The organism is Blautia sp. HCP28S3_G10 (assembly GCF_052065235.1).
Lineage (GTDB): Bacteria > Bacillota > Clostridia > Lachnospirales > Lachnospiraceae > Blautia_A.
This window is the reverse complement of the sequence record NZ_JBQHUL010000003.1, coordinates 72,827-98,464: the sequence shown is the minus strand read 5'-3', so window position 1 is coordinate 98,464 and position 25,638 is coordinate 72,827. Positions and strand designations below refer to the sequence as shown.

Sequence of the window (25,638 nt, the reverse complement as noted above, 5' to 3'; positions counted from 1 at the left end):
CCTCTATAATTTTGCATTACGTTTTATATAACGTCAAAGTATCCGACAATCCCTATATATCCATCTTCTCTTAAAGGTGACCATAACGTATGAAGTTTCAGATTATACATCTGTCTTTTGTTTTCCACCTCAGCCATTATCCGCAATGAGATTTCTTTATTCTGTGCTGATGTCTGAGCTAATAAATCTCTGATATGCCGAATATCTTCTTCATTTGCTTTGAACACCTCAAATATATCAAATTCCGGATCTTCTTTCTGACATAATATCTGCTGTTTTCCGTTTATTATAGTCAAATGACCTGAAATTGCATTATATTCAATAGAATTCCTGCCACTGTTTGCCTTAAAGAAATCTACTTTTTCCTGCATGATCTTAACTACACGCTGAGAATAGTTTTTGTGCGGTAAAGATTTTTTTCTGAGTATTTCATCAGAAAGTCTCTGTGCTTCATAATAATTTTTATTATCATCTATCTCATTATTGATCATTTTTGAGAACTGAATACTAAGTTCTTTCAGGCACTTAAGAAGAATCGGGTTAAACTGACCACACTGCCCTTCCTGGATCATTTTGATCGCTGTATTATGATCAAATGCTTTCTTATAACATCTCTCACTCGTAAGTGCATCATAAACATCGACAATAGATACCACCTGGGCGGAGATTGGTATTTCTTCTCCTTTCAGACCGTCAGGATATCCATTTCCATCCCATCTTTCATGATGCCATCTGCAGATTTCCCATGCAGTATGCACCAGAGGATTATCCTGCAGGAAATGCATATCTTTGATCATGGAGGCTCCAATCTCACTGTGAGTTTTCATGATCTTATACTCTTCATCGGTCAGCCTGCCCGGTTTATTCAGTATTTCTTCCGGAATACGGATTTTACCAATGTCATGAAGTGAAGATGCAGTTGTGATCAAAGCAATATCTGCCTCTGTCAAATGATAGGCATCCGTTGTATTTACCAGTTTTCTCAGCATCATTTCCGTTGCTTTGCGAATATTCAAAATATGTTCCCTGCTCTCGCTGTTACGAGATCCCAGTACATTACTCAGAATACCGATCAAAATATTGCTGTTTTCTTCTTTTTCATAAACCTGGTCTACAACCACATTGATCAGACGCTTTTGATTTGCATAAAGGCTCAACGTATTTTGAACTCTTTTCTTTACAATAAGTGCATCAAAAGGTCTTGTAATATAATCCGTAATTCCCAGTTCATATGCTTTGCGCATAGTTTCAATGGATTCTTCAGCCGAAATCATAATAACAGGAATTTCATCGATCCATCGAAACTAATTCATCCATTTCAGAACCTCAAAGCCATCCATTTGCGGCATATTGATATCTAAAAGCATCAGATCGATCTCCGGATTTTCTTCCAGTTTCTGAATTACCTGGTTTCCATTTTCAGCCTCTATGTAGGTATAAGTCTCTCCAAGAAATTCCTTCAATATATCCCTGTTAAATTCTGAATCATCTACAATAAGTATTTTTTGCCTTTTGTCCATGTTCGTCATTTTCTTTTTTTCCCTTTTTGAAGCGATACATATTCTGGTCTGCACGATCCTTGATTGTTAAAATATCTTCACCAGAAAAAACACAAGAGCCAAAAGAAACTGTTGGCAAAAAATCCAGCCTGCTTCTTTTTTCTTCTAAAAGTTCTATAAATTTCTTCAGACAATTTTCCTGTTGATCCACATTTTTCATAAGTACGCAAAACTCATCACCACCTATACGATAACAATATCCGAGTTTTGCATAGGCTTTTTTTATGCAGTCTGCAATTTCCGAAAGACAGATATCCCCTTTCAGATGTCCGTACTGATCATTTACGTTCTTAAAATCATCCACATCAAATACAATCAGCACTCCACCTGTCCTTTTCATTTCTGCTGTACGGTTTAAATAACTGTTCTGGTTTAACAATCCTGTCAGAGAATCCAGCTGCGTCCACATTTCATTACAATAGATGAAATAAAGTATTGAAAGTAATGTCACACATAACCATGTCACATGCAGATTAGGTAAGGTGACCTGTATAATGGTTTCAGATGTTAAAAAAAAGATCAGCGGATAAATGAGTCCTCTGCTTCTGTTCTGAAATTCTTTTGCAGTGATAATAGTAGATATAGAAAGATACATGATCGCCACAAAATACATGAATACATAAATATAAAAATAAGGGCCTCGTGAATAGATATTCTCTGCACTGACGGAGAATACAAGTCCAGACGGAACAGATACAGCAAGAAAAATCAGATATACGATTTCACAATATATTGCAATTCTCAATTCGCGTCTGATCGCAGTCTTTTTATCCAATACATATACAAGGCATACAGCAACACCAGGTGATAATCCAAACCCCAGATAATTAGAGACAATATTTAACCAGCGATATCCCGGAGGAGCTCCATCCACAGCCAGAGTTATCACTTCCAGTACTGAAACAGCAGCGATCAATATAAACGCACAGAAGAAACCTCGCTTTTGTTTGTAGTTCAGTGATTCACTTAATTTAGTAAGAATGCACATAAACCCCAAAACAAACAGATCAATGATGGTTAATACATAAAAATACCCATTCATCAAGGCTTCCTCCTTTCTCCCGGCGTTCTTCTCACAATAATAATACGATTTTTGCCAATAATCAAGCATATCCCTTCCTGCTCAGCTGTTGTAAGGAGAATTCGGGTTTAATGGCTTACACTTCGCCCCCCCCGCCGGATTTTATACTTCTTATCGTTTTTTTCAGTATCTTCATATCAACCGGTTTTGAAATATGTGCATTCATACCGGCTGCCAGCGAATGCTGAATATCCTCCGAAAATGCATTGGCAGTCATGGCAATGATCGGGATCGTCTTTGCCATTTCATGTGAACTCATTCGGATCGCCTTTGTTGCCTCATAACCATTCATAACAGGCATCTGCACATCCATCAGGATCATGTCATAATCCCCGGTTACAGACTGTTCAAATGCCTCCACAGTCTTTTTACCATTTTCATAGATTGTTGCCTCAGCTCCCTCTATCTTTAACAATTCCATCAAAATTTCCGCATTCAGCTCATTGTCCTCTGCACACAAAAATCTCATTCCCTTCAGGGCGTTCTCCTCCGGCTCGGCTGTTTCTTCCTGTGATGCTGAAGAAACTGATCTGTCCTCTGCAATTCTCAGATCCAGAAGAATCTCAAAACAGCTTCCCTGTCCAGGTTCACTCTCCACATCAATCGTTCCTCCCATGGCTTCGACCAGGTTTCTGGTGATAGCCATTCCAAGACCGGTTCCCTGTATCTTGTTTGTCACAGAGCTCTCAGCACGGGTAAACGGATCAAAAATCGTTTCTTTGAAATCTGCGGACATTCCTGTGCCATTATCTTTAACCAGAAAATGATACTTTGCATAGACAGATGAATTTGACTCACATTCTTCTACAAAAAACTGAATTTCTCCGCCCTCCTGTGTATACTTCATCGCATTAGACAAAAGGTTGCTGAAAATCTGCGTCAGATGAATCTGATCCCCATTCACCCACTCATGCCGGATATTTTCTTTTATAATCGTAAGAGTCTGGTTTCTCTCGTCTGTCTGTGAATGAAATATAGTATTAAGTTCCTGCACAAAATCCGAGATGGAAAAATCAGTATACTTGAAAATCATTTTTCCTGCCTCGATCTTACTCATATCCAAAACATTATTGATGATTCCTAACAGATGCTGAGATGAAATGTCTATTTTATCTGCATACTCTATTACTTTGGCTTTATCACCTGCATCATGTCTGATCAATGATGTAATACCAATGATCGCATTCATCGGTGTACGAATATCATGAGACATATTTGACAGAAAATCGGTTTTAGCCTTATTTGCATTTTCAGCTGTCTGAAGAGCATCTACTGCGATATCTTTAGCCTTTTTCAGATTTATATTTGCTGCTTCCATTTCCTTCATTGCCTGTATCTGAAAATCACTATTTCTTTTTTCATATTTTGCTTTTTGATCTGCAGTATAAAGTTTTGAAATACAGTAAAATAACATGGCAAAAAGTACAAATATAAAGCTTACTATGAGTATTGTTGTGACAAGCATCGTTTTCTGGTAATCATTTAACACATTATCAACAACATGTTTTTCCACAATACAGATCAACATAGAATTGTTACTTTCTATCGGACAGTAACCCAGATAGTAGGGGTTATCTTTTCCTAAAAGTTCTACCCCTTCTTTTTTTTCTTCTATCTTTTTTTGGAGCAGTACAGCTTCTTTTTCCGTTATGGCCTGATCAGCCTTTAAATGTTTCAATAAAGAATAATTTCGGAAGAATTTATCTTCACTCAGGTTCGTATAAGTAACATTTCCTTCGTTGTCTAACATAAACAGATATGCATTCTCATTATACCCTTTAACCTATAACATGGAATCCAGTTTCAAATGATCATACACAGTTCCGACTGCTGTATAAGTTTCCCCATTAATCTGATATTCCTGACATGGAATTGCAACCAGATAACCACCGTTTTGCATTCCTTCATAATTCCAGGCAACCAGTTTTGCAATATTATGGCCATTCCTTAAATCCAACAGAAGCTTACCCGGAATGTCAAACCGCAGTTTTGTTTCATCTGCAGTTATTGCCTTGCCATTTTCCTGAAGAAATATAAGTGAACTATTCGATTCCTTTTCCCATGCCTCAAAAAAGTTATGGTTAGTATCTGTTTCCAGGGACAGATTCTTCTCCTGAAGCAGGTAATCCTCGACCAGATGAAGCTGACTGTAGTATCCATCCACCTGAAGATTATATGTCTGTTGTATCTGTTCAATAACAGCTCCCATGCTGGTTTTTCCGTTTTCATCGATATATGTGTTCATCTTGTTTAAAAGAAATCTTGCAAGAACTGTACCCAACAACAGGAGAAATATTACAACCAGCGGTATTATAATTTTCCTCTTTTTAAAGTTTTTTTGTTCTATCTGCACTTTTATCTTTCAACCTCTATATAATCTTCCGGTGCTGACGGCTGCTTTCCTTTTGACATAAATGTAGTCCATGCACTTGATAGCGTTATATCTTTAAGCTGCGCGATCTCACATTCCGGATATAGTTTTTTCAGAATTGACATTGTTGTATCTGCAAGAAGAATAGAATACTCTTTTTCTTTCTCTGTTTTTTTCTCATTTATTGTTATGTCCTTTAATGAGAATCCATTTTTCTCATGATCAACAATCATCTTCATACCAGAGGCTATGGGTAATTCATATTTATTGGTCACAGCAAAATTTTCATCAGAACCGGTAAGGTATTTTTCCACAAGTTCACAAACCTGTTTGCCATCTATCTTTGCAAGATATAATGGTGTATCTGAATTCTTCGATGTCATCATAGCGATCCGACTGCCTGTGCATTCTCCCTTATAAATGGAAGAAGTAAAATAATAGTATGGTACCAGAGCCAGCTGCGCATTATTTTCTTCTCTGACTGTAGTTAAAATAGAGGAAGCCGCATCACGACCGTTTTTATCATTCAGCGAAATCGAATACTCATTTTTAAAATTTATCGCAGGATTTTCTTCTGTGGCCTTACCGTTCATTACATCACGAAAAGCATCATAAGCCTGCGTTTCATTCATTTTCCCTGACAACAGACCGTGAACAGCTTCAAAACTTGCATCAAATGATTTTTTGGCAGAATACCTGATATAAATAGAATTATTTTTGATTTCTTCTTCAAGCTCCGGCACGTCTTCCATCATTGTTGGGACATCTGTATTAAATGAAATCACCCCAGATCCATCTGCAATCAGCTTTTGTCCCTGTTCTGATATCATGCAATCCAGAACCTTTAATGCTGTTTCCAGTTTCTCAGGATCTTTTTCCAGATCTTTATTAAATGCAATGTTTAAAGATGGAGTCATATTTACAAAAGATTCATTCGAAGTCTGTGAAAAGAAAGGAACACGAATCAGTTGTGTATCCATCTGTTTCTGAAATTTCTGCATAGACGCCGGATATCCATGAAACATTGCTGCTTTTCCCTCAACAAAGGTCTGAGTGGCAGTATCAATATCAACATTGAGATCTTCCTCAGTGAAATGTGAATCCTTCAGAAATGTACTGGTTTCTGAAAAAATACGTTTCCACAATGTATCATCAAACTCTATATTATTCGGTGAACTTTCAGCCGAACTTCGCCATTCGATTCCATCCAGGCTCATAAATTCACCGATTGCGCCTGCCTGAATTACTTCATGATCAGACCAGTCTTCTGCAAGATCCAGTGAATAAGGCTTTATGCCATTATCATAAAATTGCTGGCAGGCCTGTGCATATTCTTTATAATTTGTCGGAATCTTTATTCCATACTTGTTAAACAGTGTCTTGTTAGCAATGATCGTCTGTGGAATACCACATATGGGCAGCCACTGAATCTCATCTTTTGAATTTTTATAATATTGCAATGCATAGGAATAATACCTGGAAACAACATCATAAGAACAAAAATCCATAAGATATGGCTGTAGATCCTGAGCATCTGTTCCTGAAAACCGACGCACTGTTATGATGTCCGGCAGTTCACCATGTTCCTCAAGATAACTATATAAATCGGTATCATTGTTACCTGTGATAAACTCTATATCCTGGTCAGGAAACTGTTCATAGATATATGGGACGATATTTTTCATCAACCGGTTTTCCCACAGATAAACGGTAAGGTGATCATCTTTTGGGGATACCTGTTTTTTTGCCTGTCCACATCCGGACAAAAAAACTGTTGTTACAAGTACACCAGACATCAGTACAGCCAGATGATGTTTTATTTTTTTCATCTTTCTCATTCTTTCCGGCGCTATGCTCTGATAGCAACGATTATTATTGATTGCATGTAACTATTCAGAAGGTAGTATCCCGCGAGGTGTTTTAGCATGTTTTTTGCCAAAATCCCGAGACATACAAGGCAAAATGCTATCACCGAAGGTGATCTGAAATGCATTTTGACTCGTAACTGTGAGGGTACTGAACAGTTACGATTGCATAAATTTTCTTATTATAACACCCCGTATTTCCTTATGTCTATATCCTTTGTAGTAAAAGCTCGTTGCTGTGAACAGAATGAACAGCAACAAAAACTCCGCTTTTACTGTAAATGCAAAGAAGAGCCAGTCTCATGACTGGCCCTCATAAAGCAGCTGCAATGGTAATGATCACTCAAAGTCCCTGGTAATATTTGTAAGCCATTTTTCTCTGAAATAGTGAATGAAGACCACAGGCATTTTCTCGAACTCATCCAGAGTCATTACAAAGTACACCCAGACAGGCGGCAGTTTGAAAACGTATGCAGAAAGGAAGGTTAGCGGAACAGCAACAAGCCACATAAATATAGCGTCTATGATCATTCCGAATCTGGAATCACCGCCGCCTCTGAAGCAGCCGCATATAAGGCACATATTAATAGCTTCTCCCACAAGACGCCAGGTTGTCATTATTATAAAAGTACCCAGATAATTAATGGCCGTTTCTGTCAGTTTATCTCGATAGAAATCCAGTATCAAAGGACGAATTGCCAGAATAATGACACAACCTATCAGACTTACAATAACCGTTATCCTGAGCATACGTTTCCCATATTCTCTGGCTGTATCAATATGGTCTTTGCCCAGTTCCTGGCTGACAATGATGGTAGTAGCGTTGGCAAAACCGCGACAGGCGATTGCACCAATATTTACCACCATAACAGCAACGGCATTTGCTGCAACCATATCATCTCCGATATGACCAAGGATTGCTGCGAACGCTGAACTGGCAAAACTCCAGATAACGTCATTTATTACAGCCGGAGCGGCAATTCTCATAAAATCCTGGCGCAGAACACCTGATTTTGCAAAAAAATATTTTATTCGGAATTTGACTTCCGAACTGTTTAATGAGTAGATGAGACAGATCAATACTTCTGTGATTCTGGCAATAACAGTACCAAGGGCAACACCGGTAACACCAAGTTTCGGAAATCCAAACAGACCAAAGATAAAGGTGGCATTACAAAGCACATTTACACAAAGAGAAACAATATACGTAACAGAAGGGATCATTATTTTTCCGATGCTTCGAAGTGCACTCATAAAAACCTGTGAAAATCCCATAAACATAAATGAAAATGAAATTACCTTCAAATATTCACTGCCTGCAGCAATCGTTTCAGGACCGTTGGTAAAAATCTTCATAATCGTAGTTGGCATAGAAAAAGAGATAAAGAAAAATACAAGAGAGATAATCAGCGAGCTTCGTTCTGCTAGGCCGAGAATCTTTTCCACTGTCTTTTTATCGCCTTTCCCCCAGTACTGGGCACACAAAACAGAAGTACCTGTGGCCATACCGTAATATAAACAGAAAAGAATAAAGGTATACTGGTTGGCAAGTGATGAAGCCGACATGGCAGTCTGGCTCACATATCCAAGCATTATAGTATCTGCAATATTTACCAATGTTCCGATCAGATTTTGAATCATAATTGGAAATGCCAGCTTTGACGCATACTTTAAGAAATCTTTTTTATTTAACATACAACAATTTTCCTCTTCTTAGAATTTTTGATATTAATCAAAAACAGAAAAACCATGGACTCCTTTTTATTTATTTCATTAAACATTTACCTCGATGTTTGATATATCTTATTTCGATATCACATATTATCTCGCACAACAATGTATTTATCAAGTATAAAGCAAGTTCTTTATGGGTGTTATTTGGAACAAAATAAAAATCCTTCAAACCAACCTTGCACGAAGGTTGGTTTGAAGGCCTTTAAGGAATTTATCGAAGAGTATTCTGGATTGTTATTGTTACTGCCATAAATGCCTGAGTAGCAGTACCGCCCATAAGTTCAACAATACCGGCAGCTACCATAGCTCCTGCAGAACCACATTCCGCCTGACAACCTGCTACTTCTCCGCCAAATGTTGCCTGATGTGCAACAAATGTTCCAACACTTCCGGCTGCAAACATTGCCATTGCAATTTCATCATCTGACATATTCATTGAATCGCCAAGATATACAACTGCTGCTGGAAGAATTCCTACAGAACCCACTGTCGGAGATGCAACAACTGCACCTGGTCTCTCTATTTCTACAGATTCCAGTACGCCAATTGCAACACATACAATTTCATTCAGGATTCCGATACCTGCCAGTTTCTTACTGCCATTTTTAACATTGTCAAACATTTCAGCAGCTTTGATCGGATATAAACCACCAATCTTTTCGCCATATGCAAGAGCTTCTTCTGCTGTTCTAAAATATACCATTGGACTGGTTTATTTCCATTCAAGAAAAAAACAACTGATATTCTTCCTATACGCCCTGACAGAAACAGTCCGCGCCATATTAAAGCACGGACTGTAACCAGTTTTCTATATCGATAACCAACAGAATCAATAGCTTTTAGTAGACAGATTCCCAGTCTGTCTGTTTGCCATGCCAAAATCATTCAAGAATGCCTCTGCATTCTTGCTGCGAGATGCGCGTCATGCAACGCATGACATACTTCTTCTGCGCATCTCTGCAATCCTGCCGGAGGCTATATCAGATGGGGGATTGACTCCCACCACTGATACTGATTTGTTGCTCGCCACCTACAGAGGTGGGAGTCATCTCACATCTGATATAATCTTCATGTTGATTTCTCTCTGTTGTCATTCTTCTTCTGCTTTTACAAGAGTGATTTTTCCGTTATCCAGGCATTCTACAAACTTACGAACAAGCTCCGGATCAAACTGTTTGCCAGCATCCTGGATCAGCTTCTCCCGTGCTACTTTTACAGGGAAAGCTTTCTTATAGCATCGTACGGATGTCATGGCATCGAATGAATCTGCCACACACAGGATACGTGCAGTCAGTGGAATATCTTCGCCTGCAATTCGGCGTGGATATCCTTTTCCGTCATAGCGCTCATGATGACCGATGACCGCCGGGATAACATAATCCAGTGACGGAAGATGTCGGACAATGTCGATGGAAGCTTCTACATGGCCTTTGATCATCTCGTATTCTTCATCTGTCAATGATCCTGCCTTATTTAATACACTTTCCGGAATACCAATCTTACCGACGTCATGCAAAAGTGCTGCCTGACGGATAATCTCGATCATATCTTCGTTCATTCCAAGTGCTTTTGCAAGTGCTGTTGCATAATAGGCAACATTTGTAGAATGGCTGAAGGTGTAATGATCTTTTGCGTCAATGGCTGCGGTCAATGCGTAGATGGTTGACTCATATTCTTTATAGATATGTGCGTGGTTCTTTGCATGAGCATTTTTATTGTTATTGCGGAACATGGTATCAAAGACCTGAATTCCATTTTTTCCGCTGTGTTTTACGTGGTAAACCGCAAGGTCAACATTTTCCATCAGCTCTTTGACATTCTTTGCCGCATACGGTGCTGCGCTGATTCCTGCGCTGACCGTGATTGGTTTAAGCTTCATATCAGTTCTGCGGTTATTCATAACATAAACCTGTTTTGCAATGGATTCTACCAGATTTCTGGCAGAGAAAAGGTCGTATCCCGGAAGCAGAACAGCAAATTCTTTCGCGCCATAGCGGGCAGTATAACCGCTTTCTCCTACGCTGCTGTTGATAATTTCTGCGACGCGCTGCAGACACAGATCGCCTTCTTTTATACCATACAGCTGATTGTATAATTTAAAATCATCTACGTTGATAATGGCCAGTACCAGAGAGGCATCTCTGTTTTTCTCGAATTCTTCGTTGAGAACTTCATAGAAATATTTTCGATTTAACAATCCAGTCAGTTCATCGGTTCTTGCCTCAAGACGGGCGTTCTCATACAGCTTTGCATTTTTGATAGCAATAGATGCCACTGATGTGATGTTTGAAATTATCTCTACTTCATCGTATGCGAGTCTCTTTTTTGAAGAAGATGATGTGATCAGAATCACTCCCGCCAGATTATCACCATCTTTTAATCCGGCACAGTAACGTGTATGGTTTTTATCCAGCTGATGTTTTTCCTCCTCCCACATGGACTTGTACTCTACAGAGTAGCGGAAATCACGGTAAATGATCGGTTCTTCGTGGTCTTTCAGCCACTGGACCATTGGATTTTCTTCTTCAAAGGCAAACGCCAGATCACTTAAAGGCTGATCACTTGCAACCCCACAATATGCCTCGCCAGGTGCGTCCTGCATACAGATATAGATATTTCCAACATCCATCAGATCTTTCATAACACGGATTGTTTTATCCAGGATTTCCTGAAGATCCAGTGTTTTGGAGATTGCTGAGTTAAATTCTCTGATCTTCTCAGCCTGATGGTTTTCTTCTCTGACAAACACGTTGCGGATCAGAAGCTTCCACAGGAATATAAAGAATGCATAAATGACCAGGAAAACAATTGCAAAAACAAGGGTATAAATTTGGGTGTTCTTATCCGGCTGCATGTGGAATAAGTTTTGCAGGGATGGAACGATATTTAAGAAAACAAGAATGGAAAACAGAAAGCCGACACCATAGTACAAGGAAGGGGATGCCAGCATCTGCAGACGGAACAAACGTCTGCGAATCAATGCGTAGAACAGTAAAAATACGTTTACTACACCACTTAAGATATCAATCGGAAATCCACTGAAGAATGGAATTCCAAGAAATGCATTTCCTAAGAATAATGCCAGAACTCCCAGCATGACTGGTTCGTACTGGACTTTCATAGTTGGATTGTTTTTACAGATCCGTACAAGGACTGTAAAGATATGGAGCAGGAAAATTGCCGCTGGTATAAAAAATACGATGATCGCAGGCTTGATCTCATATACAAAAGTTGCAACTCCGTTTTTTTCTACCATGTTCGGTGATTCAAGAAAAACTCCAAATTGTACGTTCAGCCAGAAGCAGATCAACATGACTGCAAGGTATATTCTTCCTGAAATGCCGTTCTTTTCGCCGCCAAAGGCAAGAATAAAACGGTAATACGCATATGGCAGCAATAAAATTCCCAACAGGGAAACCTGGTACCAGAATTCACATCCAGGCCAAAGCTGTGCTCGCATAAAGGCGGAACCTCCGGCCCAGAATAGCAGGCCCGTCAGCACCACCAAAAAACTGTTTATTATTTTATTTCTCTTTGCCGTTAAAAACATCAACAGCAAAAATCCATAGCACAACATGGCTATGATCGATATATATCCATAGGTTCCCATAAACTCCCCTTACTCCACTCTTGTTTTCATTCTTGTTTTCATTCTTATTTTCATTCTTATTTTAAATCTTATCTCACTCTGTTCAGGCTTTCCTGCATATCCAGCAGCTCCTTCAGTTCATAATGAGAAGGACTCATCTGATGTATCTTCTTGCCGGTCTTTTTCTCATAGGCTTCAAATGTCCCACAAGTAAAGATCGTCACCTGCAGAGGATCCATTCCGAGGATCTTTTTCAGATCCCTATAATCCTGATCAATATATTTGAAATATGTACTCAAAAGATCTTTCAAAATATTTGTGCTCATCGCAGTGTTGAGCAGTGCGTCACGTTCCAGTTCCACATACATATGCAGATAAGGACGATTCTGTTCATTATATTCTTTTGTTGCGACCCAGTTTATGATCGGCAGCTTTGAAAGAGCGATCACGCTTCGGATTCCGTTTTCCGAAATTCTTGTAAATCCAGCAATATCGATGATCCACGGCACTCGGTCCACATATTCAAAGCGCGGGATCTTTGTCTCATCTTCGCGGTTCTCCAGGCCAACACAGCGATACATATCACCACAGCGGTAGCGGGCAAATGCACCGCCTTTGAGAATAGTAAATACGAGTTCGTATTTTTCTCCAGGCCGGACTTCATCCATCAGATAAGTCGGCGGGATGTAAGAAGGATCTTCATAATTTCGCATCATATCTTTCTCGGTGATAAATTCATAAAACGCTGTATCCGGGAAGAAATACATTCCTTTTCTTGTCCAGGTCTCTGTTCCCATAATGGACGGTTCCGTGCCGGCAAATAATTCCATCGGACGGATTCCCCAGAGTTCTTCGAGATCGTCTTTATAACAGAGATTATCTGTACCAGCTACCATAAATCCTTTCAGATGGAAAAGATCTTTTGGAAGCATTACCCGGTTTTCTTTTTTGCAGCGACGCTTCGCCTGCAGCAGACGTAATATCATATGCGGCTTACATTTCATGAGGCTTGACAGTTTGACTCCGCCGCCTCCACCGCCGCTTGTCAGTGAAGAAAGACTCAGGCTTACTGCATAGGCTACGCTTCCAAGCCCAAAGAAAAATCCAAGATCTTTCTTCATTGCCATCTTAAATCCTAATTTATTTCTTTCGCTGAAGCTCATGTTTACAGCTTCTTTTACTGCAGGCAGGAATTCGATTCCAATCTCCTCGCCCAGGGCCAACGGAAAAAGTCCGGTAGCATAAGGCAGTGGTGCCAGCGCATACAGGAATTTGTCTGTAGCAGCCACATCAAAAATTCCTTTTTCTTTACTGGTTGATAAGATCAGACATGCTGTGACATTATTTCGATAGGTGTCCAGCATGCTTCGGGTATACGGAGCGACCTTGATCGGGTGCTTTCCACCCTCCCAGGTTGTCTGGATCCAGATGACCGGATTTCCCGGAAGCATATCCGGCTGCTTGGCAAGCAGAATATCCGCATAATCATCATAGGTTGTCAACGGCACCATTTGTCTGAATTCATCCAGATTTCTTGGATGCTTTCCTTTTAAAATAGACTGTCCCAGACCACAGTTGCTCCACAACTTGACCTGCTCCTCCATCAACCGCCGCTGAATCTTCATATATCCATCCATCGACAGATCCAGGAAACCACAGTACTGCTGCCAGATTTCTTTATACTGTTGTTTTTTTAATTTTTCTTCTAAATTCATAGTCTGTCCGCTCCAGATCGATCATTGTTTTCTGATACTATGCAGGCAAGCCTGTATGCTTTCTTTATTTGGTATTAAAAACGGGGTTGTTTTCTGATATTCCCTATAATTAAAAAATGTCTGTGGAAAAGTCCACAGATCCTGAAAAATGATATACAGATAGTTCCAAAAAATCATAAGTAGAAAATAGATTCCCTGTCTCCATCCGCCAAACATTCCCCACATACAAAGATATGCCCCTGCGAACCACAAAACTCCAGGATGTCGGCACAAGCCGTACACTCCCTCAGTGTATGCCGCACGTAATTTGTTTTCTTCACAGTAAGTCTCTTCAAAGGGAAGAGCAAAAAACAGGGTATATATAAGAAGTACAAAGAAGCTCAGGGCTCCGATTCCAAATCCGATTATACTTCCGATTCTGTGCTGGCACTGTCCCCACAAAAGCCAGAGTTCCATGACGAGTGATAAAGCCACCAGAACCGTCCCCAATGCGAAAAATTTTTGTAGAAATGCATTCTTCTTTTTAATGCTGTTTATGTCATAAATAAAATACAGGAGAAATCCTGTACTTCCTAAAATGAGCTGCCACATATTTTCTCTCCCATTTTTGTACATAATAACATATAAATGCCTTATCATACATATTAAATTATAATAAAAGAGACAATAAATAGCAAGTGTTATTTACTGTCCCATATGTGAATCATATAAAAATCTGTTACTGTTCACTCCGTTCACAGCAACTTGGTCAAAATCCATTCCAAATCACCTTCGGTGATGGGATTTTGCCCCGTATGTCTCGGGATTTTGCCATATTCATGGCAAAACACCTCGCGGGATATTACCTGTGAACAGTTACAAAAATCTTCATCAAAATCTCACTCAGCTTATTTATATCCAGCGGTTTCGCAATATGTCCATTCATCATCTTCACAATTTTTCTGGTGATCGCCATGCCAAAACCTGTCCCCTGAATTTTAGTAGTTCTTTTATCATCTGCACAGCTGAAAGGTTCAAACATAATCTTCTGAAATTCAGGTAACATACCGATTCCGCTATCCTCAATGATGAATTCATAACAGCCAGGTTCTGAGAATCCATTTGGTTTTTCCTCAATAAAAAGAGTAATATTTCCTCCATCCGGAGTATATTTGATGGCATTACTCAACAGATTCACAAATATTTTCCGGGGAAAGCAGCACATCCAATGTTTCCAGTGGTTCCATAGTTTTATAATTCACAAGAAACTGTTCCATGTGGGCATTTTCAGAAATCATTTTACGTTGCTTTATATTTTCCTCTTTTGTAATGTCTCTTAAAAAGATCATGGCATATTCAGAAGCTTCGATTTCTCCGCGTATAACCACATTACGTACCCAGCGTTCTCTGGGTGCTCTTGACATACCAGCTTATTTTTGCTATTAAATAAACAACGGCTTAACCCAGAAATCTGCTGTTAAGCCGCATCAATTATCATAGAAAATCTGAATTTACAGAAAAAAATTCACACCGTCTCAGAATAAAACAATGAAGTAAGTGTATACATTTATTTAACCGGAATCCCTCTGAATATATTTCTGGAGAAATCCATAGCCGCTTCATTTTCCCTGCATGTATCCAATATTATGTTATCTATAGATTCTTCATCGATATGTACAACTTCACTTGAAAGTTTCACTAATTCATCCATACTTAACAGAGCATCTACCTGCGCATCAAAGCAGGATTTATTTTCCTCGTTTTCCTTTTTATCTGCCTTTGTTGTTGCCACAATATGATTGTTTGCAATGTAATTTTCTCTTCCGGACACCAAACGAATGATTATCGGTTTTACGCCTGCCGGTTTCAGATATTGCTGTTCAATTGTCTCTGAAATGTGATTGGCAATCAGGGAATTGCTGCTTCCCTGAATATGAATCAACCCAAAATCATCCTCTAATCCATTATCATATGCCAGCATAGGCGGCCATGGTTCATGATCTCTGAGAAAATGATTGGAAGATATGAGATTCTCTCTGCAGCTTTCCATTATCAGCATTCCCGGATAAAAAGAATGAAATCTGTTTGCTGTTACTGATGATCTAAGAACACCCCTAAGATGTACTATACTCTTTCCTCTTGGAAAAATGTTATTGGAAGTAATCAGAAGTCCTCCAAAATTTTCAGCAAAAATAGTATAACCTCTATAACCGGCACCCATAAGGTTATCTGTTATTTTAGATGCCTGTCCGGCTCCACGAAGTTCTACACAATTTCCACATTCCGCTATAAAATTATCATGGACAGATAATGCATCAGAATTGTAAAGAGTCACTCCATGCTCCAGATAAATAATACCCATTCCTGTAATTCTGAAAGAATCCTGTGCGCTGGCTACATAAATTCCTGTTTTTCCATTTAAATATGTATTCTCTGGATCTCCATTTCCATCATCTACAAAATGGAGTCCATCAATACAGAAATTTTCAAACTCCACGGAACTAATTCTCGGATCTCCCTCTCGTTCCACCAGAAAAGCAGCACCAGATCTTTCATCTCCCTTTAATGGTTCCAAATCTACCAGAATCCTGCTGCCTCCCGGCCAGATGTCATGAAGATCCTTCCACTGTTCTTTTGGCACATTATATCGGATGCTTGAAGACACAAATCCATGTCCTGATCCTTGAATTTTCAAGTAACTGATATCAATTTTTACCTGTGTTTTTAAATGATAATCTCCAGACGGAATATAAATTACTGCTCCCGGTTTTCCTTCATCATTTACATTTGTATCCTTCTGTCTGCTCTTGATGTCTGCAATGATGCTGTTGATTACTTCACCGATATCCGTATATGGGTTACCTATCTGCCAGTCAGTAACATCATAATAATTATTACATTTCATGTCAACACTCCTCCTGCTTTCAGTTCATGTCAAGCGAATATTCGCAATCCGCTTCGCTACTTGATTCAGTTAAAACACTCCTGCAATCCATATGCTTCATAGTCTCTGATTACCGCTCTTCCACCAAACGCAGATATACTTATTGCATCCTGATCATTTCCTGCAAAAATATTATTGGAATGATTATTTCTGTATTGATCTGTAAATATCTCCAGAGAACTCTGATCTGAAAAGATATGTACATCCAGACTTTTTTCACTGACCTTAAGTACACTTCTGGATGTTCCTACACTCCATCCATCTGCACAGCTTCTGTCTACCAGCAATTCACCATTTTTCAGATCAAAAATACAACGAGTTTCTTTTTCTTTTCCGCATCTGAGCTTCAATTCTACCCTATCTGCATCAGTTTCTTCAAGATCCAATGTAAATTTCATCTCAAAGCTGATTCCATCTCCTGCTTTTAACTGCTGAGGTGTTTCTGTAACCTGTATTTCCCGTTGCATAAATTTGTTTTCACGGATTTTTTCCATTTCCTCTACAGGAACAAACGCCAGCGTTCCATCATTGCACATCCGAACTTCACGAATCACATTAAAAAATCCGCACCATCCCTCCTGATAAGTAGGTCCCCAGTCCTTAAATAGAGGCATCCATTCCCATTCATTCGCCCAGGCAACAATCATCCGTCTTCCATCAGGAGCAACCATGGACTGTGGCGCATAAAAATCAAATCCCCAATCCATTTCACCACTGATATGCCAGTCAAATTTTCCTGTTTTGTAATCAAAATCTCCTGTCAGGTATACTGATGTATGATCTCCTGACCCCATTGGAGAAAAAGTGAGAACATATTTATCGCCCAGCTGATAAAAATCCGGACATTCCCACATGAAACCCCATTCTCCTCGGCTTTCTGCCAGCACGTTTAAGAAATTCCAATGATAAAGATCTTCAGATTCATATATCAATGCTAATCCTCTGTTATTACGACTGGCCCCTACAACCATATAATATTTATTTTCATGCTTCCATACCTTTGGATCGCGGAATGAATCCGGCTGAATACCTTCCGGTGCATCAAAGAGAGGATTTCCGTCATACTTTTCAAAATTTATTCCATCTTCACTTATAGCAAGACACTGGCTTTGCTCACTTCCGTTTCCGTGATTTGCAGTTGCCGTATAAAATACATATAGCTTACCTTCGTGTTCGATTGCACTACCGGAAAAACATCCACCTTTTTGATAATCATCATACTCTTCACTGGGTGCCAATGCCAAAGGCAAATATTCCCAATGAACTAAATCTTTGCTGACTGCATGTCCCCAATGCATACAATCCCAAAATCCATTATATGGATTCGTCTGATAAAACACATGATACTGTCCATTAAAAAATATCAGTCCGTTAGGATCATTCATCCACCCACTCTGGGGCATAAAATGATAATGCTGACGCATTTTTCCATTTTGAACAGTCATCTTTTTACTGTCAATTTCTTTTTGCGCGTTTTCTATTCTTTGTTTCATTAATATTTTATTCACTGGCTTTCTCCATTCTTATCATCCCTTTACAGCTCCTGCTGTCATTCCCTGAACAATGTATCTCTGTGCAAACATTGATAAAATCATTACCGGGAAGCTAAATAAAAATGCTCCTGCACACATCGGTCCAAGGTCAAGATTATACGCTGACAGGAAACCGGCAAGACCTACTGTAAATGTTTTAGCATTCATACTGGTCAGCAACAGAGAAATAAGGAAATCATTCCATGCCAGGAACAATGTAAATATAAAGGCAGTTGCAAGTCCCGGCTTACAAATCGGAAAAATAACCTTTCTGAATGTCTGAAGGCTGGAAGCGCCATCTACATATGCAGCCTCATCCAAAGTAGACGGTATTCCCTCATAAAAGCTAAGCATTGTCCACATTACAAAAGGCATGTTTACTGCCGCATAAACAATAATCAATGCAATTTTGGTATCATACAATCCCATATTACAAATAATCTCATAAATAGGTACTGCAATACTGGACGTAGGAATCATTTTCAGGCATAAAATCAATACCACCAATCCTACTGACAGCTTCGCTCCAGATCTCTGAATAGCATATGCAGCCAGTGAACCCAGGATAACTGCAATAATTGTACTGCAAACTGCTGTAATCAAACTGTTCAGCAGATACCCACCTGCGTTCATTCTTACAAATAATTGAGTGAAATTTTCAACTGAAAAGCTTTTTGGAAGAAAAGATGGTGGAACAGCAATTACCTCTGATCCGGGTTTAAACGAACAACAAATTACATAAATATATGGAAGCAGCCAGAATATTGTAATAATTATAGAAATAATAACTGCTATTTTTAGTTTGATACTATTACCTTTCTTCATTTTGGTCTCCTTATTGAATCCTTTTTACTACTGTTTTTCTTTGACAGCTTTTACTTTTTCTTTGGATTCCATAAACTCTGCATAAATACTAATGTAAACACTACAAGAACTATGATAAAGATAACAGCCATTGCACTGGCATATCCTGTATTATTATACTTTACAAGTGTCTTATAAATAATAATACTGATTGTCTCCGATGAACTATTAGGTCCACCTTCTGTCATTGCCCAGATAATATCAAAAGTCTTTGCCGCATCTATAATTCTCACTGACAATGCCGTCAACAGAACCGGTTTAATTCCCGGTATTTTTATGTAAAAAATTTCCTGTAGCTTACTTGCTCCATCCATTCTTGCAGCTTCTGACACGCTGGTATCCAATCCCTGAAGGCCAGCCAGAATCATCAGCATCATAAACGGTGTAGTCAGCCATATATCTGCAATACAACAGGCGATCAATGACCATCTGGAATCTGCAAGCCACAAAATTTCACTTGGACTGGATAAGATCCCTATTCTGCTCAAAAACTCATTGACAATACCAAAATTTGAACTCATCATCAATTTCCAGATAAGACCTGCAACCAACGGTGCGATCATAAGTGGTGTCATCATTAATGAACGTACTATTTTACTGCCCTTATAATTAAGTTCAAATAATAATGCAAAAATAAATCCCAGAACTGTTTCCACAGATACCGCAATCAAAATATAAATCAATGTATTTTTCAGCTGCTTCAAAAAACCGCCAGCTGTAAATGCTTTAATATAATTATCAAATCCAATAAAAGTTCTGGTTCCTGTAATTCCAACCTTAAAGAAACTGTCAAATACCATTTTAAAAATAGGATAAATCAAAAAGGCACCCATGAAAATCGCGCCAGGAAGAAAAAACAGCAATAGTGTTTTTTTTGATATCAATTTCATAATATTTCCCGCTTTCTTATAAAATCAAGGGCGATTTACTCCCTGCATCATACATCATAGCTTAGTGTGTTCGATGTACAGGTGAAATCACCCTTGATTTAATTACATTTTTTTTATTATTTGGTAGATGTCTGCAATCTGCTTTTTCTTTATTACTTTGTCACTTTACTTTCCAATTGCCTCAATCTCTTCTTTTGCAGATTCAAGGGTTTCTTTCACATCAGCTCCACCCAGACAGGATTCTACAACACCTGTAAGAACCTCCTCTACCTGTGACCAGGTTGAAATCATAGGTCTTGGCTGAGACTGTTTTTCATTCAATGTGTCAAGAACTGCTGTTGTATGCTCATTACCAGCCTGTTTTCCAGCTTCCTCATAAACAGAAGTTCTGCCGGCAATTTTAAGGGTTCCGTTCATATAATCTGCATTATGATCATACATATATTCTACATATTTCAGTGCCATGTCTTTATTCTCAGAATTTTTCATTACACATTCATACCATGGACCTGTGGTTGCTCCTACTCCTGCACTGCCGGCAATCATTGGTGCACATCCAACCTTATCTGCTCCAAGTGCCTCAACAGCTGCAGGATACTGATGGCTCCAGTTCAACTGCATTGCAACTTTACCATTATTGAAAAGTTCCTGAGACTCTGTAGAAGCCGTAGCCAGCGAATCGGATGGCGTACAATCTTCATTTGCCATTTCAACCATAAAATCAAGCGCATCCACATATGGCTGATCTGTAATATTTACATTTCCATCCTTGTCATATACTAATCCATCTGCACCGGCCTGGCAGGCAAAATCAAGGAAGGAACAAACTGCGTCAGAACCACTTCCAAAAACTGTTGTTCCGTACATATCATCAGTTTTCATTTCTTTTGCCAGTGCTTTATATTCATCCCAGGTCTTTGGCACTTTATCTTCCGGAATCAGATCTTTTCTGTAAATAAGAATCTTAGAGTTTACCCACATCGGATATCCCAGGAGATTACCATCTATTGTTCCACTTTCTTCCAGCGTTGGAAGGAAATCACTGGTATCTGCATCTGTAATTGGTTCGATTGCATCAGCAAAAGCTGCCAGCCATACAAAATCCATGCATGAAACATCATGAGCAGTCTGTCCTGATTTAATTTCGGTAGAAAGCTTATCATACATGCCAGTATAGGCAACAGCATCAACAACAACCTTACAGCCTGTTTCTTTCTCGAAATCAGCTGCTGTATTATTGGCAAGTGCTTCTGCAGGTGAACCACTTTCTACAAGAACTGTAATACTACTTTCACCGTCCTTTTTCCCACCGGCAAAACAGGGAACTGCCATTCCTGTAAGCATACTTCCAATCACAGTTGCTGTAATTAATGAATTAACAATCTTTTTTCTCATTTTTAATCTCCTATTCTTAAAGATCCTAAATTCCATGATATTAAACATCATGCCGTTCCATTTACATACTGCTTCAACCGCTTTAGATATTCTCCGGAGTAATCTAATTCTACGGGTTAACATTGTGAAAACAAATTTTGTTTTACAATGTGGAACGCGTTCCACATTGTTTAAAAAAACTTTTGTTTTCTTCGTCTTGCTAATTTTATTATAAACTTTTTGCTGTTTTTGTCAATCCAATTATTGGCTTTTTATTTTTTTCATAAATTATATACAAATATTTTGTACTTATCTTTGTTTCTCATCCTTTATTTTGTAACAAATGCACAACATATGTATGACATCTGTTCATACTGTTGTTCCGCCTTTACGGAATTCAGGTATTAAAATACTTTTTTTATTTTTCACCTTTTTTCCATTAATTAGCTCACAAAGTCTTTTTACTGATTCCTCTGCCATTCTGTCAATGGGCTGAACAATTGTACTTATTTGCGGTTCTACCAATTCTGTAATATACGTTCCATCATAAGAAACTATTTTTACCTCTTTCGGGATTTTTTTGTGTTGCCTGATCAATCCATTCATGCATTCAATAGCCAGTCGGTCTACACCAAACACACCATCAAATTTCAGATTTTTTTCAATAACTTCTTCTGCAACCTGATGATAATACTGAATATCCAAACGCCGCCAGTCCAGATCATAACAATAGGTTTCTATTCCCTGCTCATCCATAATTTTTTGAAATTCTGCATGACGATCATGATATAAAGACTCTTTTTCTGCAGTACTTCTGAAATGAAGTATTCTTTTGCAGCCATTACGCAGCAACACTTCTGCTGCCAGACGTCCACCCATTTTATGGTCCACAGTTACTACCGGAATTTCTTCTCCCAGATATCTGTCAAGTGCAACAATCGGCTTATGAATTTTAGAATACTCACTTTCATCCAAAGAAGACATTCCCGCAATTATCCCATCTACAATATGTCTGTTCAGCAAATCCAGATATTCAGCTTCAGTCTTTACATCTTTCAATGTATTACATAGCATAATTTTGAAGCCGGCTTTGCGCAGTTCCCCTTCTACACAATCAACAAACTCAGCAAAAAAAGGATTGGATACATTCGGTACAAGTACAGCAATTATACCACTTTTTTTATGATACAGATTTCTAGCAAGTTCATTCGGTGTATAATTCAATTCTTTCATAGCAGCTTCTATTTTGGCCCTCGTATCCAGAGAAACATATCCACTGTCATTAAGCATTCTTGAAACTGTTCCCACACCTACTCCTGCCATTTTTGCAACATCTTTAATCCCTGCCATTTTTTCCACACTTTCATATTATGATATTAAATTTCCAAGTTCAAAATTTGTTCAGGCATACACGATGAGATATTTAAACTTAGAACTTGTCAAACATTAAGAAACAACGATTTAAGTAATAAATCAGCAAATTGTGAACTACTCGGCAACAAGTTACCAGAGCATCTGAAATCTGGCGGGATACCGCCTTTTTTCAGGGTGCGTCCATGACACCAATACTGCTTGCCTTTCGGCTATGCAGCTACTTTTATTATTTCTGGATTTTTCAGTCCGGTTACGGACAGTTCTTTTTGCTTTCCGGATACGGAAAGATATTTCCGCAGGATATTAAACGCGCCGACTGCATCGGCGTTAAATCTTACTCCATCAGTTATATATATACCCCGTTCTTTTCGATTTGATGCTTCTGCATATCTTTTTGATACTTCTGGTGATAACGGGCTGCACTGGCTGGTATAACTTTCTTCCTGCTTTATTAATTGTATTCCATACAGTTTCAGCTTATATTCCAGCATGATATACAGCCTGTTATATGGCAGTCCGTGAAACTTCTGGTTGGTCTTATGCCCCATATCTTTCTCTTTACGGATATTTCGAATGTCTCCCACAACCACACAGCAGATATCTTCTTTTCTGCAGTATTCTGCAATCCATCTGGTCACTTTGTGAAGGTAATCCTTCACTGCATTCTGCTTTTTCCTGTAAAGTCTCCGGATATGTTTCGATGATCTTGGATATTTTATACCTTTCTCTGACTGCTGGGCATACCATACAGACTGAACCCTGGCGATCTCTTTATGAAAATATCTTTCCAATGAAAGATATTTCCTTGCTTTGTCCAGCTGCTTGCAGGTCTCCTGCGCTGTCTGTGACGGAAGCTGTCTGTACCACAGATCTCCTTTATGTGCTTTTTTCTGATAATACCAGTCAGGATACTTTTCCAGTCCCAGCTCTTTATAATAATGGCGTTCATAGTTGCAGACATTCCAGAGTTTGGAAGCTGCATAACACATATGACCTATGATATTGGAATATTCCTGACTGATCCTTATAGACGTTTTATGTGACAGCAGCATCTCCATTCTCCTTCTGATTCATAATTTCTACTATGTTTATATCATAGCACAAAATGCTCTTGCTTTTCAACGCAGACCTGACCTGCTTACTTCTGAAAACAAATACAATGATCAGGAGATATAAGGAATCAATTTTTGTTGTCATATTTTTTTTGCGGATACGCACAATGCTGCGCTTTCATCTCCGGTAATTGAATTGCCAAGGATTCCCGCTTATTGTCCTAAAAGCCCTTTGAGAAAAGGATTTTTCCTCCCTCAAAGGGCAAGTTGACAAACTTGAAGTTATCTGGTTGATGCCATTTTATCAGTCGGCCATGATCTCCTGAGAGCCCCATAGGAGATTAGGAAGTTCGCAAGCCAACCAGCTGGTACAGCAAGCCAGACAAAGGCAATGCCGAAACGCGGTGCACAAATCAGGGCAACGGACAGACGAATCGCAAGGTTCACCATGTTTGCAACGAGGAACGGACGCATAATTCCGAGACCGCGAAGGACTCCATCGGTTGCCATCTTGATACCCATGAAGATGAAAAAGTAACCAATCCACCTCATATAATCACCAGACACCTGATAGGCCAACGCCGTTCCATCTTTTCCCAAGAACAGCGAGGAGATCTGCGTGTGCAGCGCTTCAATGGCCACAAACGCAATGGCTGCAAAGCACAGATCCAGCACCAGTGCAGCGTGGTAGCCTTTTTTGATGCGTTGGGGCTTGCCTGCGCCAAGGTTTTGGGAAACAAACGGCGAAACCGCATTGCCGATGGAGACAAAAATCAAAGAGAATACATTCTCTACTCGCATTGTCGCCGAATAGCCTGCCAGCGCCTGTGTGCCGAATGGATTTACAACTGCCTGCACAATCAGCATACCGATGGATACCGTAGACTGCTGAAGAATCGACGGCACGGCAATTTGCAGCATGGATTGCAGCCCCCGCCAGTCAAATCGTTGAAATGGGCTCTCGTATCGCCGCATCCGATGAAGAAAAATCAGAAGGGAAAATACGGCGGAAATGCCTTGGGCAATCAAGGTTGCAAGAGCGGCACCGAACACGCCCAGACCAAGCCCGGCAACCAGCCAAAGGTCCATAAAAATATTCAGGACAGAAGAAAAAATCAGGAGTGCCAAGGGAATTCTTGATTCACCGATGGAGGTGAACATGGTGGAGAGAATGTTATACATAAACAAGAACGGAAAGCCCGCAAAATAGACCCGCAGATACAGCACTGCCTCATCCAGAATGTCGGGAGGGGTTTGCAAGCCCCGCATCATCGGGCAGGAAAAGCATAAGCCAAAAACGCCAAGGACAATGCTCAGAATCAAAAAGCTGAGCAAGGACGTTGACACAATGGTTTTCATTTTGCCATATTCTTTGGCACCGAAATAGCGGCTCACCAGCACACCGGCACCTACGCCGGCTCCCAGTGCCACACAAATAAATACATTGGTCAATGCTGCACAGGCACCGACAGCTGCAAGTGCAGAAGAACCAACAAACTGGCCGACAATAATGGAGTCGGCCATATTGTATATTTGCTGAAAAAAACTTCCAAGAATCATCGGCATTGCAAAAACCGTCAACGCTTTGAGGGGCGCATCGGTTATCAAATACTCATCTTTCGACATTCTCATATTCCTCCATGGTACTTGTATCGTAGTATCCGATTCATTTGCCTTCACAACTTCCAATTGAACAAAATCGCTGCGCAATGGCC

Annotated in this window: 18 protein-coding genes and 1 pseudogene; all 19 read right to left on the bottom strand. The window is 39.4% G+C overall.

What is annotated here, in order from left to right; all coding sequences use genetic code 11:
* Window positions 1-23 precede the first annotated feature (23 nt).
* Window positions 24-1,520: pseudogene (locus ACTNB8_RS02720) on the bottom strand (HD domain-containing phosphohydrolase).
* Window positions 1,486-2,601 (bottom strand): GGDEF domain-containing protein, encoded by a 1,116-nt coding sequence (locus ACTNB8_RS02715; protein ID WP_441052066.1) that lies wholly within the window; start codon window positions 2,599-2,601, stop codon window positions 1,486-1,488. The pseudogene ACTNB8_RS02720 and the gene ACTNB8_RS02715 overlap by 35 nt, the downstream one beginning before the upstream one ends.
* A 115-nt stretch (window positions 2,602-2,716) precedes the next feature.
* Complete coding sequence (locus ACTNB8_RS02710; RefSeq protein WP_441052064.1) at window positions 2,717-4,390, bottom strand: ATP-binding protein; 1,674 nt, start codon at window positions 4,388-4,390, stop codon at window positions 2,717-2,719.
* A 33-nt stretch (window positions 4,391-4,423) separates the two neighbouring features.
* On the bottom strand, window positions 4,424-4,885 hold the full coding sequence (locus ACTNB8_RS02705) for a hypothetical protein (RefSeq protein ID WP_441052063.1): 462 nt from the start codon (window positions 4,883-4,885) through the stop codon (window positions 4,424-4,426).
* Between the two features lie 110 nt (window positions 4,886-4,995).
* On the bottom strand, window positions 4,996-6,840 hold the full coding sequence (locus ACTNB8_RS02700) for an ABC transporter substrate-binding protein (protein WP_441052061.1): 1,845 nt from the start codon (window positions 6,838-6,840) through the stop codon (window positions 4,996-4,998).
* 375 nt (window positions 6,841-7,215) lie between these two features.
* A complete protein-coding gene (locus tag ACTNB8_RS02695; RefSeq protein WP_441052060.1) occupies window positions 7,216-8,571 on the bottom strand; it encodes an MATE family efflux transporter in 1,356 nt (451 codons plus the stop codon).
* Between the two features lie 250 nt (window positions 8,572-8,821).
* Window positions 8,822-9,313, bottom strand: a complete 492-nt coding sequence (locus ACTNB8_RS02690) for an L-serine ammonia-lyase, iron-sulfur-dependent, subunit beta (protein ID WP_441052058.1) — start codon at window positions 9,311-9,313, stop codon at window positions 8,822-8,824.
* 387 nt (window positions 9,314-9,700) lie between these two features.
* Window positions 9,701-12,220 (bottom strand): HD domain-containing phosphohydrolase, encoded by a 2,520-nt coding sequence (locus tag ACTNB8_RS02685; RefSeq protein ID WP_441052056.1) that lies wholly within the window; start codon window positions 12,218-12,220, stop codon window positions 9,701-9,703.
* Between the two features lie 68 nt (window positions 12,221-12,288).
* Window positions 12,289-13,914, bottom strand: coding sequence for a GH3 family domain-containing protein (locus tag ACTNB8_RS02680; RefSeq protein ID WP_441052054.1), 1,626 nt, complete (start codon window positions 13,912-13,914; stop codon window positions 12,289-12,291).
* An 841-nt stretch (window positions 13,915-14,755) separates the two neighbouring features.
* Window positions 14,756-15,091 (bottom strand): sensor histidine kinase, encoded by a 336-nt coding sequence (locus ACTNB8_RS02675; RefSeq protein WP_441052052.1) that lies wholly within the window; start codon window positions 15,089-15,091, stop codon window positions 14,756-14,758.
* Window positions 15,075-15,317, bottom strand: a complete 243-nt coding sequence (locus ACTNB8_RS02670; RefSeq protein WP_441052050.1) for a hypothetical protein — start codon at window positions 15,315-15,317, stop codon at window positions 15,075-15,077. The genes ACTNB8_RS02675 and ACTNB8_RS02670 overlap by 17 nt, the downstream gene beginning before the upstream one ends.
* Window positions 15,318-15,460: 143 nt before the next feature.
* Window positions 15,461-16,798: a NosD domain-containing protein gene (locus tag ACTNB8_RS02665; RefSeq protein ID WP_441052049.1), complete on the bottom strand. Its 1,338-nt coding sequence runs from the start codon at window positions 16,796-16,798 to the stop codon at window positions 15,461-15,463.
* A gap of 65 nt (window positions 16,799-16,863) precedes the next feature.
* On the bottom strand, window positions 16,864-18,345 hold the full coding sequence (locus tag ACTNB8_RS02660; RefSeq protein WP_441052047.1) for a glycoside hydrolase family 32 protein: 1,482 nt from the start codon (window positions 18,343-18,345) through the stop codon (window positions 16,864-16,866).
* Between the two features lie 18 nt (window positions 18,346-18,363).
* Complete coding sequence (locus ACTNB8_RS02655; protein WP_441052045.1) at window positions 18,364-19,194, bottom strand: carbohydrate ABC transporter permease; 831 nt, start codon at window positions 19,192-19,194, stop codon at window positions 18,364-18,366.
* A 50-nt stretch (window positions 19,195-19,244) separates the two neighbouring features.
* Window positions 19,245-20,123: a carbohydrate ABC transporter permease gene (locus tag ACTNB8_RS02650; protein WP_441052043.1), complete on the bottom strand. Its 879-nt coding sequence runs from the start codon at window positions 20,121-20,123 to the stop codon at window positions 19,245-19,247.
* 165 nt (window positions 20,124-20,288) lie between these two features.
* Window positions 20,289-21,518 carry an ABC transporter substrate-binding protein gene (locus ACTNB8_RS02645; RefSeq protein WP_441052041.1) on the bottom strand — a complete coding sequence of 410 codons (1,230 nt, stop codon included), beginning with the start codon at window positions 21,516-21,518 and terminating at the stop codon, window positions 20,289-20,291.
* Between the two features lie 348 nt (window positions 21,519-21,866).
* Window positions 21,867-22,847: a LacI family DNA-binding transcriptional regulator gene (locus tag ACTNB8_RS02640; protein WP_441052039.1), complete on the bottom strand. Its 981-nt coding sequence runs from the start codon at window positions 22,845-22,847 to the stop codon at window positions 21,867-21,869.
* A gap of 233 nt (window positions 22,848-23,080) precedes the next feature.
* A complete protein-coding gene (locus ACTNB8_RS02635) occupies window positions 23,081-23,923 on the bottom strand; it encodes an RNA-guided endonuclease TnpB family protein (RefSeq protein WP_441052037.1) in 843 nt (280 codons plus the stop codon).
* 282 nt (window positions 23,924-24,205) lie between these two features.
* Window positions 24,206-25,549: an MATE family efflux transporter gene (locus ACTNB8_RS02630; RefSeq protein ID WP_441052035.1), complete on the bottom strand. Its 1,344-nt coding sequence runs from the start codon at window positions 25,547-25,549 to the stop codon at window positions 24,206-24,208.
* Between the last annotated feature and the right edge of the window lie 89 nt (window positions 25,550-25,638).